A 17994-nucleotide genomic window follows, 5' to 3' on the forward strand; every position below is an offset into this window, starting at 1 on the left:
GGTCGTGCCACCCAGCCAGGGCCGGCTTGTCGAAGGGATGATCTCGTGCCTGCGACGACGAGCATCCGCGATGTGGCCCGGGTGGCCGGCGTCTCGGTGGGCACCGTCTCGAACGTGCTCAACCGGCCGCAGGAGGTCTCCGCCGACTCCGTCAGCCGGGTCAACCGAGCGATCGAGCAGCTCGGGTACGTGCGCAACGACGCGGCCCGCCAGCTGCGCGCCGGCGTCAGCTCGACGGTCGGCTTCGTCGTCCTCGACGGCCAGAACCCGTTCTTCGGCGAGGTCGTCCGTGGCGCCGAGGATGAGGCGTCCCGGCACGGCATCGCGATCCTCTACGGCAACACCGACGAGGACGCGGCCCGGGAGGGGATGTACCTCGACCTCTTCGCCGAGCAGCGCGTCCGCGGTGTCCTCATCTCGCCCTACGGCGACATCACGGCCCGGCTCGAGCGGCTGCGCGAGCGCGGCATCCGCTCGGTGCTCGTCGACCGCATCAACGGCGACGGCCGCTTCAGCTCGGTCTCGGTCGACAGCGTGGCGGGCGGGCGGATGGCCGTCGAGCACCTCATCGCGGTCGGGCGGCGGCGGATCGCGTTCGTCGGCGGGCCGTTCGGGATGCGCCAGGTCGTCGACCGGCTCGCCGGAGCGCGAGCCGCGGCCGAGGGGAGCACCGAGCGTGTCGACATCGAAGTCGTCGCGACCGGCGCGCTGACCGTGGAGGAGGGCGTGCGGGCCGGTCGGCGCATCCTCGAGCGGCCGCGCCGCGACTGGCCCGACGCCCTCTTCGCGGCCAGCGACCTGCTCGCGCTCGGGCTGCTGCAGTCGCTCATCGTCGACGGGGCGCTGCTCGTGCCGGACGAGATCGCGCTCATCGGCTTCGACGACATCGCCTTCGCCGGCGCCGCCGCCGTGCCGCTGTCCTCCCTGCGCCAGCCGAGCCGGGCGATCGGGCAGACCGCGCTGCGGGTCCTGCTCGAGGAGACGGCGGACCCGGACCTCATCCCCCGGCGCACGGTGTTCCAGCCGGAGCTCGTCGTGCGCGCGTCCACTCGGGGCCGCTGACCGGCGCCGTTGCGCGGTCACCGGCGGGACATCAAGAAGGCATCAAGAAGCGCTTCGCCGCGGAAGGGCGCGACTAGCTTCGCTCGGGTCCACGTCCCCCGAGCGAGAAAACGGCCCTCCTGCATGACCACTCTCAGTCGTCCTCCCCTCGAAGCGCCTGTGCGGAGGAGGAGATCGGTCCGGCGCTTCCGCGGCTGGCTGCTCGAGGACCTGCCGGCCGCGAGCGGGCTCGCGCTCGCCCCGCACGGGACGCCGGCGCGCGAGGAGACGAAGAGCTCCTGGTGGCAGGTCATGTGCCTCACCGGCGTCGACTACTTCTCGACCCTCGGCTACCAGCCCGCGATCGCCGCGCTCGCCGCCGGCTTTCTGTCGCCTCTCGCCACCCTGATCCTCGTCCTCGTGACGCTGTTCGGAGCCCTCCCGGTCTACCGGAGGGTCGCCTCGGAGAGCCCGCACGGGTCCGGCTCGATCGCCATGCTCGAGAAGCTGCTCCCCGGCTGGCGCGGGAAGCTGTTCGTGCTCGTGCTGCTCGGCTTCGCCGCCACCGACTTCATGATCACGATGACGCTGTCCGCCGCCGACGCGACGGCCCACCTCATCGAGAACCCGCTGTTCCCCGGCTGGCTCGAGGGGCAGCACGTGGCGATCACGATCGTCCTGCTCGGCGCGCTCTCCGCAGTGTTCCTGCGCGGCTTCCGGGAGGCGGTCGGCGTCGCCGTGGCGGTGGTCGGCGTGTTCCTCGCGCTCAACGCGATCGTCGTCGTCGTCACCCTCGGGGCGGCGTTCGCGCAGCCCGTCGCGACGGCGCACTGGTGGGACGCCATGTGGCTCTCGCACGGCAACCCGCTGATGGCGGTCGCGGTCGCGCTGCTCGTCTTCCCGAAGCTCGCGCTGGGGCTCTCCGGATTCGAGACCGGCGTCGCGGTGATGCCCCAGATCCGCGGCGACGAGGGCGACCCGGAGGAGCGCCCGGCGGGCAGGATCCGCGGCGCCCGCCGCCTGCTCACCACGGCCGCGCTCATCATGAGCGGATTCCTCCTCACCTCGAGCTTCACGACCGTGGTCCTCATCCCGGCCGCGGAGTTCCAGGAGGGGGGAGAGGCGAACGGCCGCGCGCTCGCCTACCTCGCCCACGAGTACCTCGGCCTCGGCTTCGGCACCGTCTACGACATCAGCACGATCACGATCCTCTGGTTCGCCGGCGCCTCCGCCCTGGCGGGCCTGCTCAACCTCGTGCCGCGGTACCTGCCCCGCTACGGGATGGCGCCCCAGTGGACGCGGGCCAAGCGGCCCCTGGTGCTCGTGTTCGCCGCCGTCGCGGTGCTCATCACCATGCTCTTCGACGCCGACGTGGACGCACAGGGCGGCGCCTACGCGACCGGCGTGCTCGTGCTGATCACCTCAGCCGCGGTGGCGGTCACGCTCTCCGCGCTGCGACGCCGCCAGAAGGCGGCGACGATCGGGTTCGCGGCGATCACCGCGGTGTTCCTCTACACCACGGCGGCGAACATCATCGAGCGCCCCGACGGCATCCGCATCGCCGCCGTGTTCGTCCTCGCGATCATCGTCGTCGGCTTCGTGTCGCGGACCCGCCGATCCTTCGAGCTGCACGCGACCCAGGTGCGCCTCGACGAGCGGGCTGTCGAGTTCGTGAGCGCGAGCGAGGACGGGCCGATCCAGATCATCGCCCACGAGCCGCGCAGGGTCACCGCGGAGGCCTACCGGAAGAAGCTGGCCGCCGCGCGCGACCTCGGCCACCTGCCGGTGGGCGACGACGTGCTGTTCCTCGAGGTCGAGGTCGGCGACTCGTCGGACTTCGAGACCGAGCTCGAGGTGCGCGGCGTGGAGCGCTACGGCTGCCGGATCCTCGTCGTGCACGGCCCGGTCGTCCCCAACACGATCGCGTCGGTGCTGCTGCACATCCGCGACGTGACCGGACTGATGCCGCACATCTACTTCCGGTGGACGGAGGGGAACCCGCTGCAGAACTTCCTGCGGTTCCTCGTGCTCGGCGAGGGCGAGATCGCGCCCGTGACGCGCGAGGTGCTCCGCGAGGCGGAGCCGGATGTCACCCGCCGCCCCTGGGTGCACGTGTCCTGATCGGCGCCTACGCGTCCAGCCGGTAGCCCCCGGCCTCGGTGACGAGGTGCCGGGGGCTGCCCGGGTCCGGCTCGAGCTTCCGCCGGAGCTGGGCGATGTAGACGCGCAGATACTGCGTGTCGTCGGCGTACGCCGGCCCCCACACCTCGGTGAGCGCGTCGCGGTGCGGCACCAGGCGGCCGGCGCTGCGGGCGAGGACCTGCAGGATCTTCCACTCGGTCGGCGTCAGCCGCACGTCCCGCCCGTCCCGCGTCGCCCGGCGCGCGGCGAAGTCGAGGGAGAACGCGTCCGTCTCGAGGCTCTGCACGTCTCCCGAGGCCGGCGCCCGCCGGAGCATCGCGCGCAGCCGGGCGAGCAGCTCGTCGAGCCCGAACGGCTTCTCCACGTAGTCGTCGGCCCCCGAGTCGAGCGCCTGCACCTTCTGGTCGGCGCCGTGGCGGGCCGAGAGGACCAGGATCGGCGTGGTGCTGGTGCGCGAGCGGAGGCGGCGGAGGAGCTCCTGGCCGTCGAGGTCCGGCAGCCCGAGATCCAGGATGACGCCGTCGACCGGCTGCTCGGCCGTCGTCGCCAGGGCAGCGCTCGCGGTGACCGCGGTCACGACGGTGTAGCCGTGCGCCTGCAGCGTGAGCTGCAGCGCGCGCAGGAACGGGCGCTCGTCCTCGACGACCAGCAGCGTCGTCATGCGCCGGCCGACTTCCCGGATGCTGCGGCCCGGACCGCCTCCGCGAGGGGCAGGCGCAGCACCATCGTGAGCCCGCCACCGGGGGTGCGCTCCGCGACGAGGGTGCCGCCCATCGCCTCGGCGAGGCCGCGCGCGACGGCGAGCCCGAGCCCGACCCCGGCCGGGGCGCCCGAGTCGGTCCTCCGCTGGAACGGCCGGAAGAGGTCCTCGAGATCGGCGGGGAGCGGCGCCCCGCCCGTGTCGATCACGCGCAGCTCGCCGGTCGCCGTCCCCTCCGGTGCCGGCACGACCGCGGAGCGCACGACGATCCGCGCCCCCGGGGCGTGCCGCACGGCGTTCTCGGCCAGGTTCGCGACGACCCGCTCGGCGAGGCCCGGGTCGGCGAGAACCGCGTCGCCGCCGCCGAGCTCGACGGCGACGGAGCCGGCGGGTATCCCGGCGAGGGCGCGGGCCACGACCGCCGCCCACTCCACCTCGACCGAGGAGGGGCGCACGGCGTCGCTCGAGATGCGGGACATGTCGAGCAGGTTCTCGACGAGCCCGGTGAGCCGGTCGGCGTACTCGCTGGTGGTGGCGAGGAGCTCGCGGCGCTCACCCTCCGTGAAGTCGGCACCCGGCTGCAGCAGCCCGTCGACGGATAAGCGGATGCCCGCGAGCGGTGTCCGCAGGTCGTGGCTGACGGCCCGCAGGATCGAGGTGCGCATCCGGTTGTCCTCCGCGAGCTGCCGGTTCTCCCGCTCCGTCGCGGCGAGGCGCTGGCGCGTCCGGGCCGCCGTGACCTGCGCCGCGAACGCTCCGAGCAGCCGCGTCTCTCCTGGGGGAAGGGGCCGCCCGGCGAGCGCCAGGAGGGTGTCCGCGTCGACCTGCGAGATCGTCGTGCCGGCGGACGGCGTCGCGGGTGCGGCGCCGGCGGAGGCGGCGAGCGTCCAGCCGTCGTCGCTGCTCGACGGAGCGGAACGGACGAAGAGGCCCACGCCGTCGAGGCGGAGCACCTCCCGAGCCTGGTCGAGCAGAGCCTGCACCGGGTCCTCCGCGGCGACGGCCGTCAGCGCCAGCTCGCGGAGCGCGGCCGCCTCCGCGCCCGCCCGCTTCGCCTTCGCGTACCGGCGGGCGGACACATCGACGACGAGCGCCACCGTTCCGGCGACCGCGACGTAGAGCACCAGCGCGATCAGCGCGTGGGCGTCCGCGACGAGCAGGGTCCCGGTCGGCTCCGTGCGGAAGTAGTTGAGGAGCAGGGTCGCGAGCACGGCGGCGACCAGCGCGGGGACGAGCCCGCCGACCACGGCGACGAGCACGGCGCCCGCGACCTGCACGAGTGCTGCCGTGGCGAGGCTGGCCTCCGGCACGGCGAGCAGCACGAGCTCGAGCGACGGTGGCACCAGCGCGGCCAGCGCGAGGCCGATGGCGACGCGCGTGCGTCCGAGCCCGGGTGCCGGGATGGGCGGCAGGCGGGGGACGCCTCGACCCTGCGACATGCGCTCAGTCAACCACCCGCCCGGGGCACTCTTGTCGGGCCGTCCGCTCGATGGCAAGTCCCTGCCCTTTCCCCGGCGGCGGTCGTAGCGTGCCCCTGTCGCATGCGACCGCATGGGCACCACCGATCCCAGGGAGCGGGAATGGCCACGTACAAGGTCGGCTACTTCGTCGGCAGCCTCTACTCGAAGTCCATCAACCGGATCCTCTCGCGGGCGCTCATCCGCCTGGCGCCGGAGGAGCTGGAGTTCACCGAGATCCCCATCGGCGACCTGCCGCTCTACTCGCCCGACTACGACGCCGCCTTCCCGCCGGAGGCGATGGCCCTGAAGGACGCCATCGCGGCCTCCGACGCCGTGCTCTTCATCACGCCGGAGTACAACCGGTCGATCCCCGGCGCGCTGAAGAACGCGATCGACTGGGCGTCCCGGCCCTGGGGGCAGAACTCGTTCGACCACATCCCGGCCGCCGTCATCGGCGCCTCCATCGGCCAGATCGGCACGGCGGTCGCCCAGCAGAGCCTCCGCGGCGTGCTGAGCTTCTGCAACGCCCGGCAGATGACGGCGCCCGAGGCGTACATCCACTACTCGCCGGAGGTGTTCCGGGACGACGGCGAGGTGACGGTCGAGAGCACCGCGCTGTTCCTCGCGGGCTTCATGAACGAGTTCCGCGACCACATCATGCGCGTGCTCACGGTCCTGCCGCGGACGATGGACGCCGCGAGCTGAGGCGGCCTACGCCCTCGTCGTCGCCTCGATCTCGCCGGTCCGGACGCCGGCGAGGGCGCCTCCGTCGACCAGCAGGTCCGCCCCGGTGATGAAGGTGGAGTCGGGGCCGAGCAGGAACGCGACCGCGTTCGCGATCTCACCCGGGGTGCCGAGTCGCTTGGTCGCGGAGCCGTCGACCAGGGCCCGCATCCGCGGGCCCGACTCTCCGTCGAGCTCCTGCTGGCCCATCGGCGTCGAGATGATGCCCGGGCTGACGCTGTTGATGCGGGCGCCGCGAGCGCCCCAGACGAGGCTCGCTGTCTGCACCCGGAGCTGGTTCGCGCGCTTCGAGATCGCGTACGCGAGCCCGGGGCTCGGCACCGCGCTGCTCTGCAGGAACGGCAGTTCGAGGAGCTCGCCCGCAGGGGCCGTCGCGAGCGCGTCCTCGTGCTCGGCGGGCAGCCGGCCGGCGGCCATCGTCCCCGCGACGCTGGCGATCACGACGCCGGCGCCGCCCGACGCGATCACCCTGCCGAAGGCGTCGAGGGTGAAGGCGACCCCGGCGAGATCGACGCGGAGGATCGCACCGGTCGGGGCCTGCGTGGGGGAGAGCCCCGCGGTGTGGACCACTCCGCGGACGGTGCCGAGCTTGCCCGCGGTCCGCGCGAGCTCCTCGACCGACTCCTGCAGCGACACGTCGACCTGCTGGGTCGTGATGTCGAAGCCGTCCTCGCGCAGCGACTCCGCCACACGGTCGAGGAGCCGCTCGCTGAAGTCCGCCAGCAGCACCGACCGTCCCGCTCCGGAGCGCCGCGCGACCGCCTCCCCGATCCCGCCGGCTCCGATCACGACCAGGACGTCGGCCGGCATGGACACTCCTTCGCGCGCAGGGCAGATTTCCGAGATGGGTTGTCTCGTATTGAGGCATCGTACGGGTCTGCAATATCGTCGGGCAATGGACGAGGAGCGGCCGCGTGGGCGACCGCGCAGCGAGCGTGCCCGCCGCGCGGTGCTCGAAGCCGTCGCCGACCTGCTCCAGGAGGTCGGCTACGACCGGCTCACCATCGAGGCGATCGCCGAGCGGGCGGGCGTCGGGCGGCAGACGGTCTACCGGTGGTGGCGGTCGAAGTCCGACATCGTGGCCGAGGGTCTGACCGACGGCACCATCTCGAACGGCCCCGAGCGCGTCGCGGACACGGGCGACATCCGTGCCGACCTCAGCGCCTGGCTCGTCTCGATGGGCCTCTGGATGGCGGATTCGGAGAACGCGGCCCTCGTCCGCGCCCTCGCCGCCGCCACGGCCGAGCACGACGAGGCCGCCGGTGCGCGGTACGCGGAGCTCGCGGCGCCGGATCGGGAGCGGGTCGTCGCACGCCTGCAGGCCGCGGTCGATGCCGGGCAGCTGCGCGCGGGCACTGACCTCGAGATCGCGGCGGACGTGCTGCTCGGCGCCTTCGTCTACCGGGTGCTCGTGCGCGTCCCGCCGACGAGGGAGAGCGCCGAGGCCCTCGTGGACCTCGTGCTGACCGGGCTGACCTGACGGAGCGGACCCGGTATGCGAACGCGGGAGCGCGGCCGGCCCCGGTGGAACCTCCGGCAGCTGCTGTGGTGGGTGTGGCCCACCATGCCGACGTCGTGGGGGGAGGTGCCCGCCCGGCTGCAGCCCGCCGTGGTGCAGATCGCCCGGCTCACCATCGCCGCAACGGTCGCCTACGTGGTCGCCGACGCGTTCTTCCCCGGCATCCTCGACCTGACGGCGCCCCTCACCGCCCTGCTCGTCGTGCAGGCCTCCACCGTCGGCACGCTCCTCATGGGCATCGTCCGGGTCGGCGCCGTGCTCACCGGCGTGCTCGTCGCCATCGCCATCACGAGCTACATCGGGCTCTCGTGGTGGAGCCTCGCGATCGTCATCGCCGCCTCGCTGATCCTCGCCAAGCTGCTGCGTCTCGGCGACCAGACGCTCGAGGCGCCCATCAGCGGCATGCTGATCCTCGCCGTGTCGGCACCGGGCATCGCCGGCGAGGTGCGGGTGGCCAACACGCTCATCGGCACGGTCGTCGGCATCGCGTTCAGCCTCCTCGTGCCGGTCGCGATCCCCAACGCGCAGGCGAGTGAGGCGGTCCGCCGGGTGACGCGCTCGCAGGCCGCGCTCATGGACGAGGTCGCCCTCACCCTCGGGCACCGGCCGCCGCACCCCGAGGAGGTGCGCGCCTGGCTCGACTGGACCGAGCACATCGAGGACGAGATCGACGCGGCCTCAGCGGCCGTCGCGACGGTGCGGGAGAGCCGGCGCCTCAATCCGCGCGCACTCGCCACCGCGACCGTCCATCCGGGCCTCGAGGCGGCCGTCGACCGCCTCGACCGCTCCCTGGCCGCGGAGCGGGCGCTGATCATCGCGATCGGACGCCAGGTGCCGGGCGAGGGGGAGCGCGAGCCCGACCCGTCGGAGGCGGAGCTGAGCCGCGCGTTCGCGGTGGTGCTCGACGACGTGGCGGACGGCCTCCGCGCCTTCGGCGACCTGGTCGACGCCGAGTACGGCCGGCGCGGCGCGAACCGGGCGGACGACCTGCTCGAGCGCACCCTCGAGATCGTGCGGGAGACGCGCGCCGTGCTGACCGAGCTGATGCTGCTCGACGTCGATCCGCGGGAGCAGACCGAGCTGTGGATGCTGCACGGCTCGGTGCTCGCCGCGCTCGACCACGTCATCGCGCAGCTCGACCTGGAGCGCACGGAGCGGAGCACCGAGCCGTGGCTCAGCCGCCGCATCCCGGCACTGCGCACGGCCCGGGGCCCGGGCGGCGGCCGCCGCGCGGATCGGGCCGACGCCCCGGACTAGAAGGCGTCGGGCCGCCCGAAGTCCTGCCGCAGCCCGCCGCTGCCGACTCCGAGGTGCGACAGGATCAGCGGCAGCGTGCGCCGCACCGACACGTCGATGCGGTCGCGGACGTCCGCCGACCGCAGCTCGTAGCCGGCGAGGTCCTCGGACGTCGCGAAGATGCCGAGCGGCAGCGTGAGCGCCTGGAAGAACCCGAACAGCGGCCGCATCTGGTGCTCGACGAGCAGCGCGTGCCGGTCGCTGCCGCCCGTCGCGGTGAGCACGACGGGCTTGTCGACGAGCGCGTACTGGCCGATGTGGTCGAAGAACAGCTTGAACAGCCCGGTGTAGGTCGCGCGGTAGGCGGGGGAGCCGGCGACGATCACGTCGGCGGCCTCCACCGCGTCGAGCGCCTGCCGGGCGTTCTCGCCGAGCTCATGCCGGTGCGCGCCCGCGGCGAGCTCGGACAGGAGCGGGGCCAGCTCGATCACCGAGCCGCGCCCGCCGAGGCTGCCCGCGAACGAGCTCACCACCTCGCCGACGAGCACGGACGTCTTCGACGGGGCGGTCGGCGATCCGCTCACTCCGACCACGGTGAGGACCCGGCCGCCGACCGGCTCGATCGCCTCCGGCGCCCGGCCGACGCTCGGCACGGTCGCGAGCGGCGCCGAGGGCAGCGCTGCGGTGTCAGAAAGAGGCGACATCGCCGGCTCCCACCAGGTCGAGCCGGTCCACCGGCGATCCGAGGTTCTCGCCGCCGCGGTAGCGCGCTCCGATGTGCCGCTCGGGCAGCCGGGAGCGTCCGCCCCCGAACAGCCGCTCGCGCAGCGTGCCCGGGTGCTCGCCCTCCTGCGGCAGCCGGCCGCGCTTGCGCAGCTCGGGCACGACGAGCTCCGCGAAGTCGCGCGCCGTGTCGAACGAGTGGTACTGCCGCAGGTTGATGCCGTCGAGGCCGTCCTCGTCGAGCCAGCGCTCGATCGCGTCCGCCACCGTCTTCGGCGTGCCGACCACCGTGAAGCGGTCGCGGAAGGTGCCCGTGACGAAGTCGAGCGCCTGCCCGACCGTCTTGTCGAGGGGGAGGAAGGGGACCGCCGCGTGCGGCACGTCGGCGCGGCGCAGCGCCTCACGCACGGGGATGTCCCGCGGGAACGCGGTGAGGTCCACCGGCAGGCTCGAGTGGGCGAGGATGCCGTCGACGCTCGCGTTCCGCTGGTAGAGGCGCCACTTGTCCTCGGCCTCCTCCTCGGTGCGGCCGACGACGACGCCCGCCATCGCGATGAACTTGATGTCGTCCTCCTGCCGGCCGTGGCGCACCGCGGCGGCGCGCATCGTGGCCGCGTTGCGGCGGAACTCCTCGGAGGTGCGTCCTCCCGTGAACACCGCCTCGGCGTGCCGGCCGGCGAATTCGATGCCGGCGGGGGAGCCGGTCGCCTGGAAGATCACCGGCGTGCGCTGCGGCGACGGATGCACGATGTGCGGTCCGGCGACGCGGTGCCGCTCGCCGACGTGGTCGATGTACCGGACCTTCGCCGGGTCGGTGTAGACCTTCCGCTCGCGGTCGGCGACGATCGCGTCGTCGTCCCACGAGCCCTCCCACAGCTTGTAGAGCACGTCGAGGTACTCGTCCGCGTAGGCGTAGCGGAGGTCGTGCGGGATCTCCCCGTCGAGGCCGAAGTTGCGCGCCGCGTTGGGCAGGTACGAGGTGACGACGTTCCACCCGACGCGCCCCTTGGTGAGGTGATCGAGGGTCGACATGCGGCGCGCGAACGCGAACGGCGGCTCGTACGTGGTCGAGAAGGTCACGCCGAAGCCGAGGCGCTTCGTCACGGCGGCCATCGCGGGGATGACGAGCAGCGGGTCGATGTTGGGGCTCTGCAGCCCCTCGCGCAGCGCGGTCTCCGGCCCGCCGCGGAACACGTCGTACGCGCCGATCACGTCGGCGAGGAAGACGCCGTCGAAGCCGCCGTGCTCGAGGATCTGGGCGAGCTCCACCCAGTAGTCGAGGTCGGCGAAGCGGTGCCGGTTGTTCTCGGGCAGCGGCCACAGGCCGTGCGTGATGTGGCTGACGCAGGCCATCTCGAACAGGTTGAGGAACAGCTGCTTGGGCTCGGTCATGGTCGGTGTCCTTCGTCAGTCGGTCAGGGAGGAGGGGTTGAACTCGGGGATCGCGGCGATCAGCTGCCGCGTGTACGGATGCCGCGGGCGCCGGAAGATGTCGTCGGGCGTGCCCTCCTCGACCGCGACGCCGTCCTTCATGACGAGGACGCGGTCGCTGAGGTGGCTGATGACGCCGAGGTCGTGCGAGATGAAGAGGTAGCTGAGGCCGGAGGAGCGCTGCAGCGCGACGAGCAGGTCGAGGATCTGCGCCTGGATCGTGACGTCGAGCGCGGAGACCGCCTCGTCGAGCACGATGACCGAGGGCCGCGGTGCGAGCGCCCGGGCGATCGCGACGCGCTGCCGCTGCCCGCCGGAGAGCCGCAGCGGGAAGCGGCCCAGCACCTCCTGAGGCAGCCCGACCAGGTCGAGCAGCTCGAGGATGCGGGCGCGCCGCGACGTGGCCGTCCGGAACTCGCCGCGCGGCAGGGCGTCGAGCAGGATGCGCTCCACGTTCCAGCGCGGGTCGAACGAGCTCAGCGGGTCCTGATAGACCGCCGAGATGCGCGGGCGCAGCCTCCGGCGCTTCCGCTCCGGCAGCGACGACCACTCCTCGCCGAGCAGGCGGACGACGCCGGCGTCGAGGGACTCGAGGCCGAGCGCGAGCCGCGCGGTGGTGCTCTTGCCCGAGCCCGACTCCCCGACGATGCCGAGCGTCGTGCCCGCCTCGAGGGTGAAGGACACGTCGTCGACGGCGAGGGTGGTGCTGCCGTCCGGGCCGGAGAAGCGCTTGACCAGGCCGCTCGCTTCGAGCACCGGGGGAGCGCCGGCCGCGGCGAGCGGGAACGCCGCCGGAAGCGCCGGGGACGAGGGGCTGAGGGGGCGCCCGCGCGTGTGCTCGCCGGGAACCGCCGCGATGAGCGCGCGGGTGTAGGGGTGACTCGGCGAGGCGAGCACCTCGCGTGCCGTGCCCTGCTCGACCACCTCGCCGCCGCGCATGACCAGGATCTGGTCGGCGAGGCGCGCGACCACCGAGAGGTCGTGGCTGATGAGGATGACGGACTTGCCGCGCTCTTTCATCGCCTCCAGCTCGGCGAGCACCTGCGCCTGAACCGTGACGTCGAGCGCGGTGGTGGGCTCGTCGGCCACCACGATGTCGGGGTCGAGAGCGATCGCCGAGGCGATGAGGGCGCGCTGGCGGAGGCCGCCGGAGAGCTGGCCGGGCCGCTGCTTGGCGCGCACGTGCGGCGCGGGGACCCCGACGCGGGTGAGCAGCTCGATCACCCGTGCGGCGCGCGTGCCGGGGGCACCCCAGCGGTGCAGCCGCAGCGGCTCCGCGATCTCCGCGCCGACTGGTCGGAGCGGATCGAGGGAGACGAGGGCGTCCTGCAGGATGAACCCGACGTCGCGGCCGCGCACGCGCCGCCACTGTGCCGCGGCGTAGGCGCGGACGTCCTGGCCGTGCACCTCGAGCACATCGGCGTCGACCACCGCGTGCCGTCCGGCGAGACCGACGAGGGAGCGGGCGGTGACGCTCTTGCCCGAGCCGGACTCGCCGACGATCGCGACGCACTCGCCGGGCGCGAGGGTGAACGAGACACCGGCGACCACGTCGCGGCGCACGCCGCGGCTGAGGAAGCCGGCGCGCAGGTTCTCGACGCGCAGCCGAGGTGCCGCTGTAGGGGCGGCCGTCGCGGTCGCGGGGCGTTCGAGCGATTCGGCGAGGGTCATCGCTGCTCCTCCTTCTCGAGGTGGGCCTGCAGGTGCCGGCCGAGAGTGGTGGCGGCGAGGGCGACGGCGACGATCACGAAGCCGGGCACGAGGATCAGCCAGCCGGCGACCGTGACGTAGGCGCGGCCGGCGTCGAGCATCGCTCCCCACTCCGGCGACGGCGGGGCGACGCCGAGGCCGAGGAAGGACAGGCTCGACGCCCACACGATGGACTGGCCGACCGACAGCGCGAACACCGCCACCAGCGGACGCAGGGCGTTCGGCAGGATGTGCGCGCGGACGATCCGGCCCCGGGAGTGGCCGAGGGCGGTCGCGGCCTCGACGTAGGCCGAGCCCTTCGCGGCGAGGATCTGGCCGCGGACCATGCGCGCGTAGCCGGGGGCGGTGCCGAGGCCGACGGCGAAGATGGCGGTGCCCGCGGACGGGCCGGTGATCGCGATGAGCAGGAGGGCGAGCAGCAGCGCCGGGAACGCGAACAGCACTTCGAGGAACCGGTCGACGGGCACCGCGATCCAGCGCGGGGCCAGCGCGGCGATGCCGCCGAGGACGAGCGCGAGCGCGATGCCGACGCCTGCGGCGCCGAGCCCGATGAGGAGGGAGGTGCCGGTGCCGTGAACGACACGGCTGTAGAGGTCGCGGCCCGACTCGTCGGTGCCGAACCAGTGCGCCCACGACGGCGCCTGCAGCGAGGCTCCGTAGTTCAAGGCGTAGGGATCGGCGGTGGCGAGGAGGCCGGGCGCGATCGCCGCGACCGCGAGGACCGCGACGAACGCGAGGGCGAGGTAGAGCCCCCACGGCCGCTGGGCGAGCGGAACGGCGAGCGGCGTCGCCGGGGAGGTGGGACGGAGGGCGGTCACGAGGCGGCCTTCAATCTCGGGTCGAGGAGCGTGTAGGCGAGGTCGACGAGCAGGTTCGCGGCGACGTAGAAGACGGCGACCAGCGTGACGATGCCGACCACGACCGGGAGGTCGTGGGAGTTGACCGCGGCGACGAGCACCGATCCGATCCCGGGACGGGAGAAGATCGACTCCACGATCACCGCGCCGGAGAGGGTCGCGCCGAGCGCCCAGCCCGACAGGGTGACGGCGGGGAGCGCCGCGTGCCGGAGCACGTGCCGCAGCCGGACACCCCAGTCGCCCATTCCGCGCATCCGGGCGCTGAGCACGAACGGCTGCTCGAGCGCCCGCTCGAACTCGGCGCGCGTGCTCTGGCTGAGGAAGCCGGCCAGTGGGATCGCGAGGGTCAGCGCCGGCAGGATCAGCCCCTCCACGCCGGTGCCGCCCATCACCGGGAACCAGCGCAGGCCGAGCGCGAAGACGAGCAGCAGGAGAATGCCGAGCCAGTAGGCGGGCAGCCCCGCCACCACGACGTCGGCGAGCGAGCCGAGCGCGGACACCCGCGGTCCGCGGCCGGCGGTCAGCGCGACCCAGGCGACCATGAGGATCCAGGAGAAGAGGATCGCGGTCAGCGACAGGACCACCGTCGAGCCGAGCTGCTCCCCGATCACCTCGGCGACGGGCCGGAACTGCTGGTAGGAGATCCCGAAGTCGCCGCGGACCAGGCCGCCCAGGTAGTCGAGGTACTGCACGAGCAGCGGCCGGTCGAGCCCGAACTCCGCGTTGATCTGCGCGAGCTCCTCGGGCGTCCGCAGCTGCGGCTGCCCGGTGCGGATGTTGAGGATGATCGTCGCCCGGTCGCCCGGCAGAGCCAGCTGGGCGAAGTAGGCCACCGTCGCCGTGCCCCAGAGGACGACGAGCGCGGAGCCGACCGCACGGGCGACCTGCCGCAGGAGGGCGAGGCCCCGCCGCGGGCGCCGGGCGGGGGAGCCCGGCGCCGCGACGGCGGCCGTCGCGTCGCTACTTGGTGAGGTACGCGTCATAGAACGTCGGTCCCCCCTGTGCGTGCTCCTGCCAGACGTCCTTCAGCTGCGGCGACACCGCGAGGGTGCTCAGCCGGTCGTAGATCCCGATCGACAGCGCGTGCTCGGCGATGTAGTCCTGCGCCTCGATGTACGCCGCGTTCTGCGCGTCGACGTCCGTCTCCGAGTTGCCCTTCGTGATGAAGCCGGCGAGCGTGTCGTCGTTGTAGAAGGCGCTGTTGCTGAAGTTGGGGTTCTCCTCGGTGCTCGGGCGCCAGTTGATCCAGAGGATGCCCGCGTTGACGCTCGTCCAGTAGCCGACGCTGAGGTCGTACGAGTCCGCGGTCGAGTACTTGCCGGAGAAGTACTCGCTGATCGGGGACGGGATCAGCTCGACGTCGAAGCCGGACGCCGCCGCCTGCTCCTTGACCCCATGCAGGATCGCCGCCCCGTCCGCGTTGATGATCGACCCGGCGCCGTAGGGCAGCCGGACGGTCAGCGGGGCGCCGTCCTTCTCGCGGATGCCGTCGCCGTCCGCGTCGGTCCACCCGGCGGCGTCGAGCAGCTCGGCTGCCGCATCCGGATCGTACGAGTACTTCTCGGCCGCGGCGGTGCTGTAGCCGGGGGTCGCCTGGCTCACGCCGCCGTTGCCCTCGTAGGGGATGACGCCCCGGCCTATCGTGTCGACGATCTCCTCCCGGTCGAGCGCGTAGGCGAACGCCTGCCGCACCCGCTCGTCCGTGAACGGCCCCTGCGAGGTGTTGAACGAGATCTGCTGCGGCCTGCCCGGGGTGATGTACTTCTCGAGCTGGAAGCCCGACGTGTCGAGCGTCTCCCACTGCACGGCCGGCACGTCGTAGATGGCGTTCGCCTGGCCGCTCTGCAGCGACGCGACGCGCGTGGTGCCGTCCGGCACGAAGCGCCAGTCGACCTTCTCCACGTAGGCGGGGCCCTCGTGCAGCGCGTTGGCGGGCGGCGAGGTGTAGTCGTCGTTCCGGGCGAGCACGATGTTCTGGCCGCGGTTCCACTCCTGGACCGTGAAGGCGCCGGAGCCGATCGGCTGCTCGCAGTTCTCCGCCTCGGTGCGCGTCTCGAGCGCCTCCTGCGACTGGATGCCGAAGTAGGCCTGCGTGAGGTTCTGCGCGAGGTTCGGGTAGGGCTGCGACAGGTTCACCTGCAGCGTGAGCTCGTCGAGCGCCTCGGCGGACTCGTAGTAGCCGCCGAGCCAGACCGCGGCCGTGCTGTTGCCGCCGTTCAGCCAGTGGTCGAAGTTGTAGGCGACGGCCTCCGCGGTCAGCGGGGTGCCGTCCGTGAACTCGACGCCCTCCTTCAGCGTGAACGTCCAGGTGAGGCCGTCCTCCGACGTCTCCCACTCCTCGGCCAGCCAGGGCACGACGTTCGAGTCCTCGTCGAGCGAGGTGAGGTTGTCGAGCACCTGATAGGAGAGGTAGGCCTGCTCGATCCACCCGCCGAAGACGCACGCCGGCTCCTGCTGGTGGGCGTAGACGATGGTCCCGCCGTCGACCCGCTCACCGGTCGACGCCCCGGCGCTGCCGCTGCAGGCGGTCAGCGCGAGGGCACCGGCGAGAGTGGTCGCCGTGGCGGCGAAGGTGCGGAGGTGGCGCGTCATGCAGGAACTCCAGGGTCGATAGGGGCACGAAGTTCCGTCAGGTTAGGGAGCCGTTCGAGGGCGACGCGAGGATCGCTCGTAACACATCAGGGGCACCCGTCACGGAGCGTCGCGGGGCGAAATGTTGGGATCACGGGGGCTCCTGGCGATAGGGTCCGCGCTCGCCTCGGCCTCGGGCGAAGGAGTGAAGAAGTCGGTTGATCGGGGTACGAGGGAGGATGCGCATCCGGCGCATCCTCCGGTGGTTGAGGAGCGCCGCAGGCGCGTCTCGAAACCCGTCACGAGGCTTCGGGGTGGAGTGAGGAAAGCGCCCTTCGATCTGCTGTTTCCGTCAGCTCGATGTCGGAGGGTGCTGTCAGAATGGCGGCATGCAAAGGAGCACCGACACCCTCGCCGAGCAGGCCATAGAGCTTGCTTCGCGGGTGACCGAGCTCGCACCTGCGGGGTACAGCGCATCCCTCGCCGAACTCGTGGCCGGCATGACGGACGCGGACCTCCTGGACGGCGCCGCGCGCATCGGCGTCCTCAGCAACCTCGTCGACGCGGTGGCCGCCCGGTACGCCGGAGAGATCGCCGCGCGGTCGGCGCGCGATTCCGCGGAGCCCCTCGCGAGGCGCCTCGGTGAGAAGTCGGCGCCCGCCCTGATCGCCGCCTCCTCGAACATCCCGATCTCACGCGCCGCCGCCTGGTGCGGGGTCGGGCAGCGCCTGGCCGCCCGAACCGCGCTGACGGGCGAGCGGCTGCCGGAACCCCATACCCTCGTGGCTGACGCCCTCGACTCCGGACGGCTGTGCCTCGACGGCGTGCGAACCATCGTGGACGCTCTCTCTCACATCGCCGGCTTCACCACTCCAGACGACGTGGCGTCCGCCGAGCGCTTCCTCGTCGAGCAGTCGGCCCTCGTCCCCGTGGCGAGCCTCCGTCCCCTCGCCCGGGCCCTCGTCGACCACTACGACACGGACGGCGTCGAGCCGCGCGAGGAGGCCCTGCGCCGCAATCGGTTCCTCAAGGTGTGGCAGAAGGACGGCCTGCTGCACGGCCGGTTCGCCGCCGACCCGGAGTCGGGCGGCTTCCTCCTCGCCGCGCTCGATGCGCGCACCGCCCCCGGCCGCGAGGTGCGCTTCGTCGACGAGGACGAGGCGCCCGCCGAGGAGGCGATGGAGGACGACCGCACCACCGAGCAGCGCCGCCTCGACGCCCTCGTCTCGATGGCGCGGGACAGCCTCAAGCACGACGACGGCGACATGTCGGGCACCGCGGTCACCCTGCTGGTCGGCATGACGCTCGAGCAGCTGAAGACCGGCGTCGGCGCGGCGCAGATCTTCGGGATCGACGAGCCGATCAGTGCCGCGACCGCTCGCCGGCTGGCCTGCGACGCGAAGATCATCCCCTACGTGCTCGGCGGCGACTCGGTCCCGCTCGACTTCGGCAAGGCCCGGCGCCTGTACTCGGGAACCCAGCGGCTGGCACTCGCGGTCGAGTCCGGCGGCTGCGGTTGGCTGACCTGTGCCGAGCCGCCCGGCCGGTGCCAGGCGGCCCACATCGACGCCTGGTGGGCGGACGACGGACCCACCGACCTCCGGAACGGCATCCTGCTCTGCCCCTACCATCACCGCAGATTCGACCAGGACGGCTGGAGCCTCAAGGTCGAGGACGGCGTCCCGTACTTCATTCCGCCGCCGTGGATCGACCCGACCGGAACGCCCCGGAGGGCGAAGCGGCGAGCGACCCTCCCCACCGCCGGCCCGTCGGGCACGTCCTAGCCGCGCATCCCCGAATGCTCAGCAGGCACGGAATCGGCTCAGCAGGCATCCGAGCATCCGCAGCAGGCACGGAAGT

General features: G+C 72.8%; 15 protein-coding genes. 6 read left to right on the forward strand and 9 right to left on the reverse strand.

Annotated features, from left to right (window positions below; translation table 11 throughout):
• The first annotated feature begins 45 nt into the window (after positions 1–45).
• Positions 46–1062 carry a LacI family DNA-binding transcriptional regulator gene (locus tag J3P36_RS15355; RefSeq protein ID WP_210509126.1) on the forward strand — a complete coding sequence of 339 codons (1017 nt, stop codon included), beginning with the start codon at positions 46–48 and terminating at the stop codon, positions 1060–1062.
• A 123-nt stretch (positions 1063–1185) separates the two neighbouring features.
• The gene (locus tag J3P36_RS15360; RefSeq protein WP_210509127.1) at positions 1186–3162 is read left to right on the forward strand and encodes an amino acid transporter; all 1977 of its coding nucleotides are present in this window, start codon (positions 1186–1188) and stop codon (positions 3160–3162) included.
• 7 nt (positions 3163–3169) lie between these two features.
• Here J3P36_RS15360 and J3P36_RS15365 read toward each other — a convergent pair whose 3' ends face one another.
• Both J3P36_RS15365 and J3P36_RS15370 read right to left on the reverse strand, forming a co-directional pair.
• A complete protein-coding gene (locus J3P36_RS15365; RefSeq protein WP_210509128.1) occupies positions 3170–3844 on the reverse strand; it encodes a response regulator in 675 nt (224 codons plus the stop codon).
• A complete protein-coding gene (locus tag J3P36_RS15370) occupies positions 3841–5322 on the reverse strand; it encodes an ATP-binding protein (protein WP_210509129.1) in 1482 nt (493 codons plus the stop codon). Before J3P36_RS15370 ends, J3P36_RS15365 begins: the two co-directional genes overlap by 4 nt.
• Positions 5323–5463: 141 nt before the next feature.
• On the opposite strand from J3P36_RS15370, the gene J3P36_RS15375 reads away from it, so the two are divergent.
• On the forward strand, positions 5464–6048 hold the full coding sequence (locus J3P36_RS15375) for an NADPH-dependent FMN reductase (RefSeq protein WP_210509130.1): 585 nt from the start codon (positions 5464–5466) through the stop codon (positions 6046–6048).
• A 6-nt stretch (positions 6049–6054) separates the two neighbouring features.
• On the opposite strand, the gene J3P36_RS15380 is transcribed toward J3P36_RS15375, so the two are convergent.
• Entirely contained in the window at positions 6055–6897 is an 843-nt protein-coding gene (locus tag J3P36_RS15380; protein WP_246854874.1) for an SDR family oxidoreductase, read from the reverse strand.
• Positions 6898–6982: 85 nt separating this feature from the next.
• Between J3P36_RS15380 and J3P36_RS15385 the strand changes: the two genes are divergently transcribed.
• Together J3P36_RS15385 and J3P36_RS15390 are read left to right on the forward strand one after the other, a co-directional pair.
• Positions 6983–7567, forward strand: a complete 585-nt coding sequence (locus J3P36_RS15385) for a TetR/AcrR family transcriptional regulator (RefSeq protein ID WP_210509132.1) — start codon at positions 6983–6985, stop codon at positions 7565–7567.
• Positions 7568–7582: 15 nt separating this feature from the next.
• Positions 7583–8863, forward strand: a complete 1281-nt coding sequence (locus J3P36_RS15390; protein WP_210509133.1) for an aromatic acid exporter family protein — start codon at positions 7583–7585, stop codon at positions 8861–8863.
• On the opposite strand, the gene msuE is transcribed toward J3P36_RS15390, so the two are convergent.
• Genes msuE through J3P36_RS15420 form a run of 6 tightly spaced genes read right to left on the reverse strand, consistent with a single transcriptional unit; the run spans position 8860 to position 16155 of the window.
• On the reverse strand, positions 8860–9546 hold the full coding sequence (gene msuE, locus J3P36_RS15395; RefSeq protein WP_210509134.1) for an FMN reductase: 687 nt from the start codon (positions 9544–9546) through the stop codon (positions 8860–8862). The genes J3P36_RS15390 and msuE overlap by 4 nt on opposite strands.
• Positions 9530–10957 (reverse strand): LLM class flavin-dependent oxidoreductase, encoded by a 1428-nt coding sequence (locus tag J3P36_RS15400; protein WP_210509135.1) that lies wholly within the window; start codon positions 10955–10957, stop codon positions 9530–9532. The genes msuE and J3P36_RS15400 overlap by 17 nt, the downstream gene beginning before the upstream one ends.
• A 15-nt stretch (positions 10958–10972) precedes the next feature.
• Positions 10973–12667, reverse strand: a complete 1695-nt coding sequence (locus J3P36_RS15405; protein WP_210509136.1) for an ABC transporter ATP-binding protein — start codon at positions 12665–12667, stop codon at positions 10973–10975.
• Entirely contained in the window at positions 12664–13524 is an 861-nt protein-coding gene (locus tag J3P36_RS15410; RefSeq protein ID WP_210509137.1) for an ABC transporter permease, read from the reverse strand. The genes J3P36_RS15405 and J3P36_RS15410 overlap by 4 nt, the downstream gene beginning before the upstream one ends.
• On the reverse strand, positions 13521–14546 hold the full coding sequence (locus J3P36_RS15415) for an ABC transporter permease (protein ID WP_210509138.1): 1026 nt from the start codon (positions 14544–14546) through the stop codon (positions 13521–13523). Before J3P36_RS15415 ends, J3P36_RS15410 begins: the two co-directional genes overlap by 4 nt.
• On the reverse strand, positions 14524–16155 hold the full coding sequence (locus J3P36_RS15420) for an ABC transporter substrate-binding protein (protein ID WP_210509139.1): 1632 nt from the start codon (positions 16153–16155) through the stop codon (positions 14524–14526). The genes J3P36_RS15415 and J3P36_RS15420 overlap by 23 nt, the downstream gene beginning before the upstream one ends.
• 368 nt (positions 16156–16523) lie before the next feature.
• Here J3P36_RS15420 and J3P36_RS15425 point away from each other — a divergent pair, with 368 nt between their 5' ends.
• Positions 16524–17918, forward strand: coding sequence for a DUF222 domain-containing protein (locus J3P36_RS15425; protein ID WP_210509140.1), 1395 nt, complete (start codon positions 16524–16526; stop codon positions 17916–17918).
• Positions 17919–17994: the final 76 nt, after the last annotated feature.

Source organism: Naasia sp. SYSU D00057 (assembly GCF_017916505.1).
GTDB lineage: Bacteria > Actinomycetota > Actinomycetes > Actinomycetales > Microbacteriaceae > Naasia.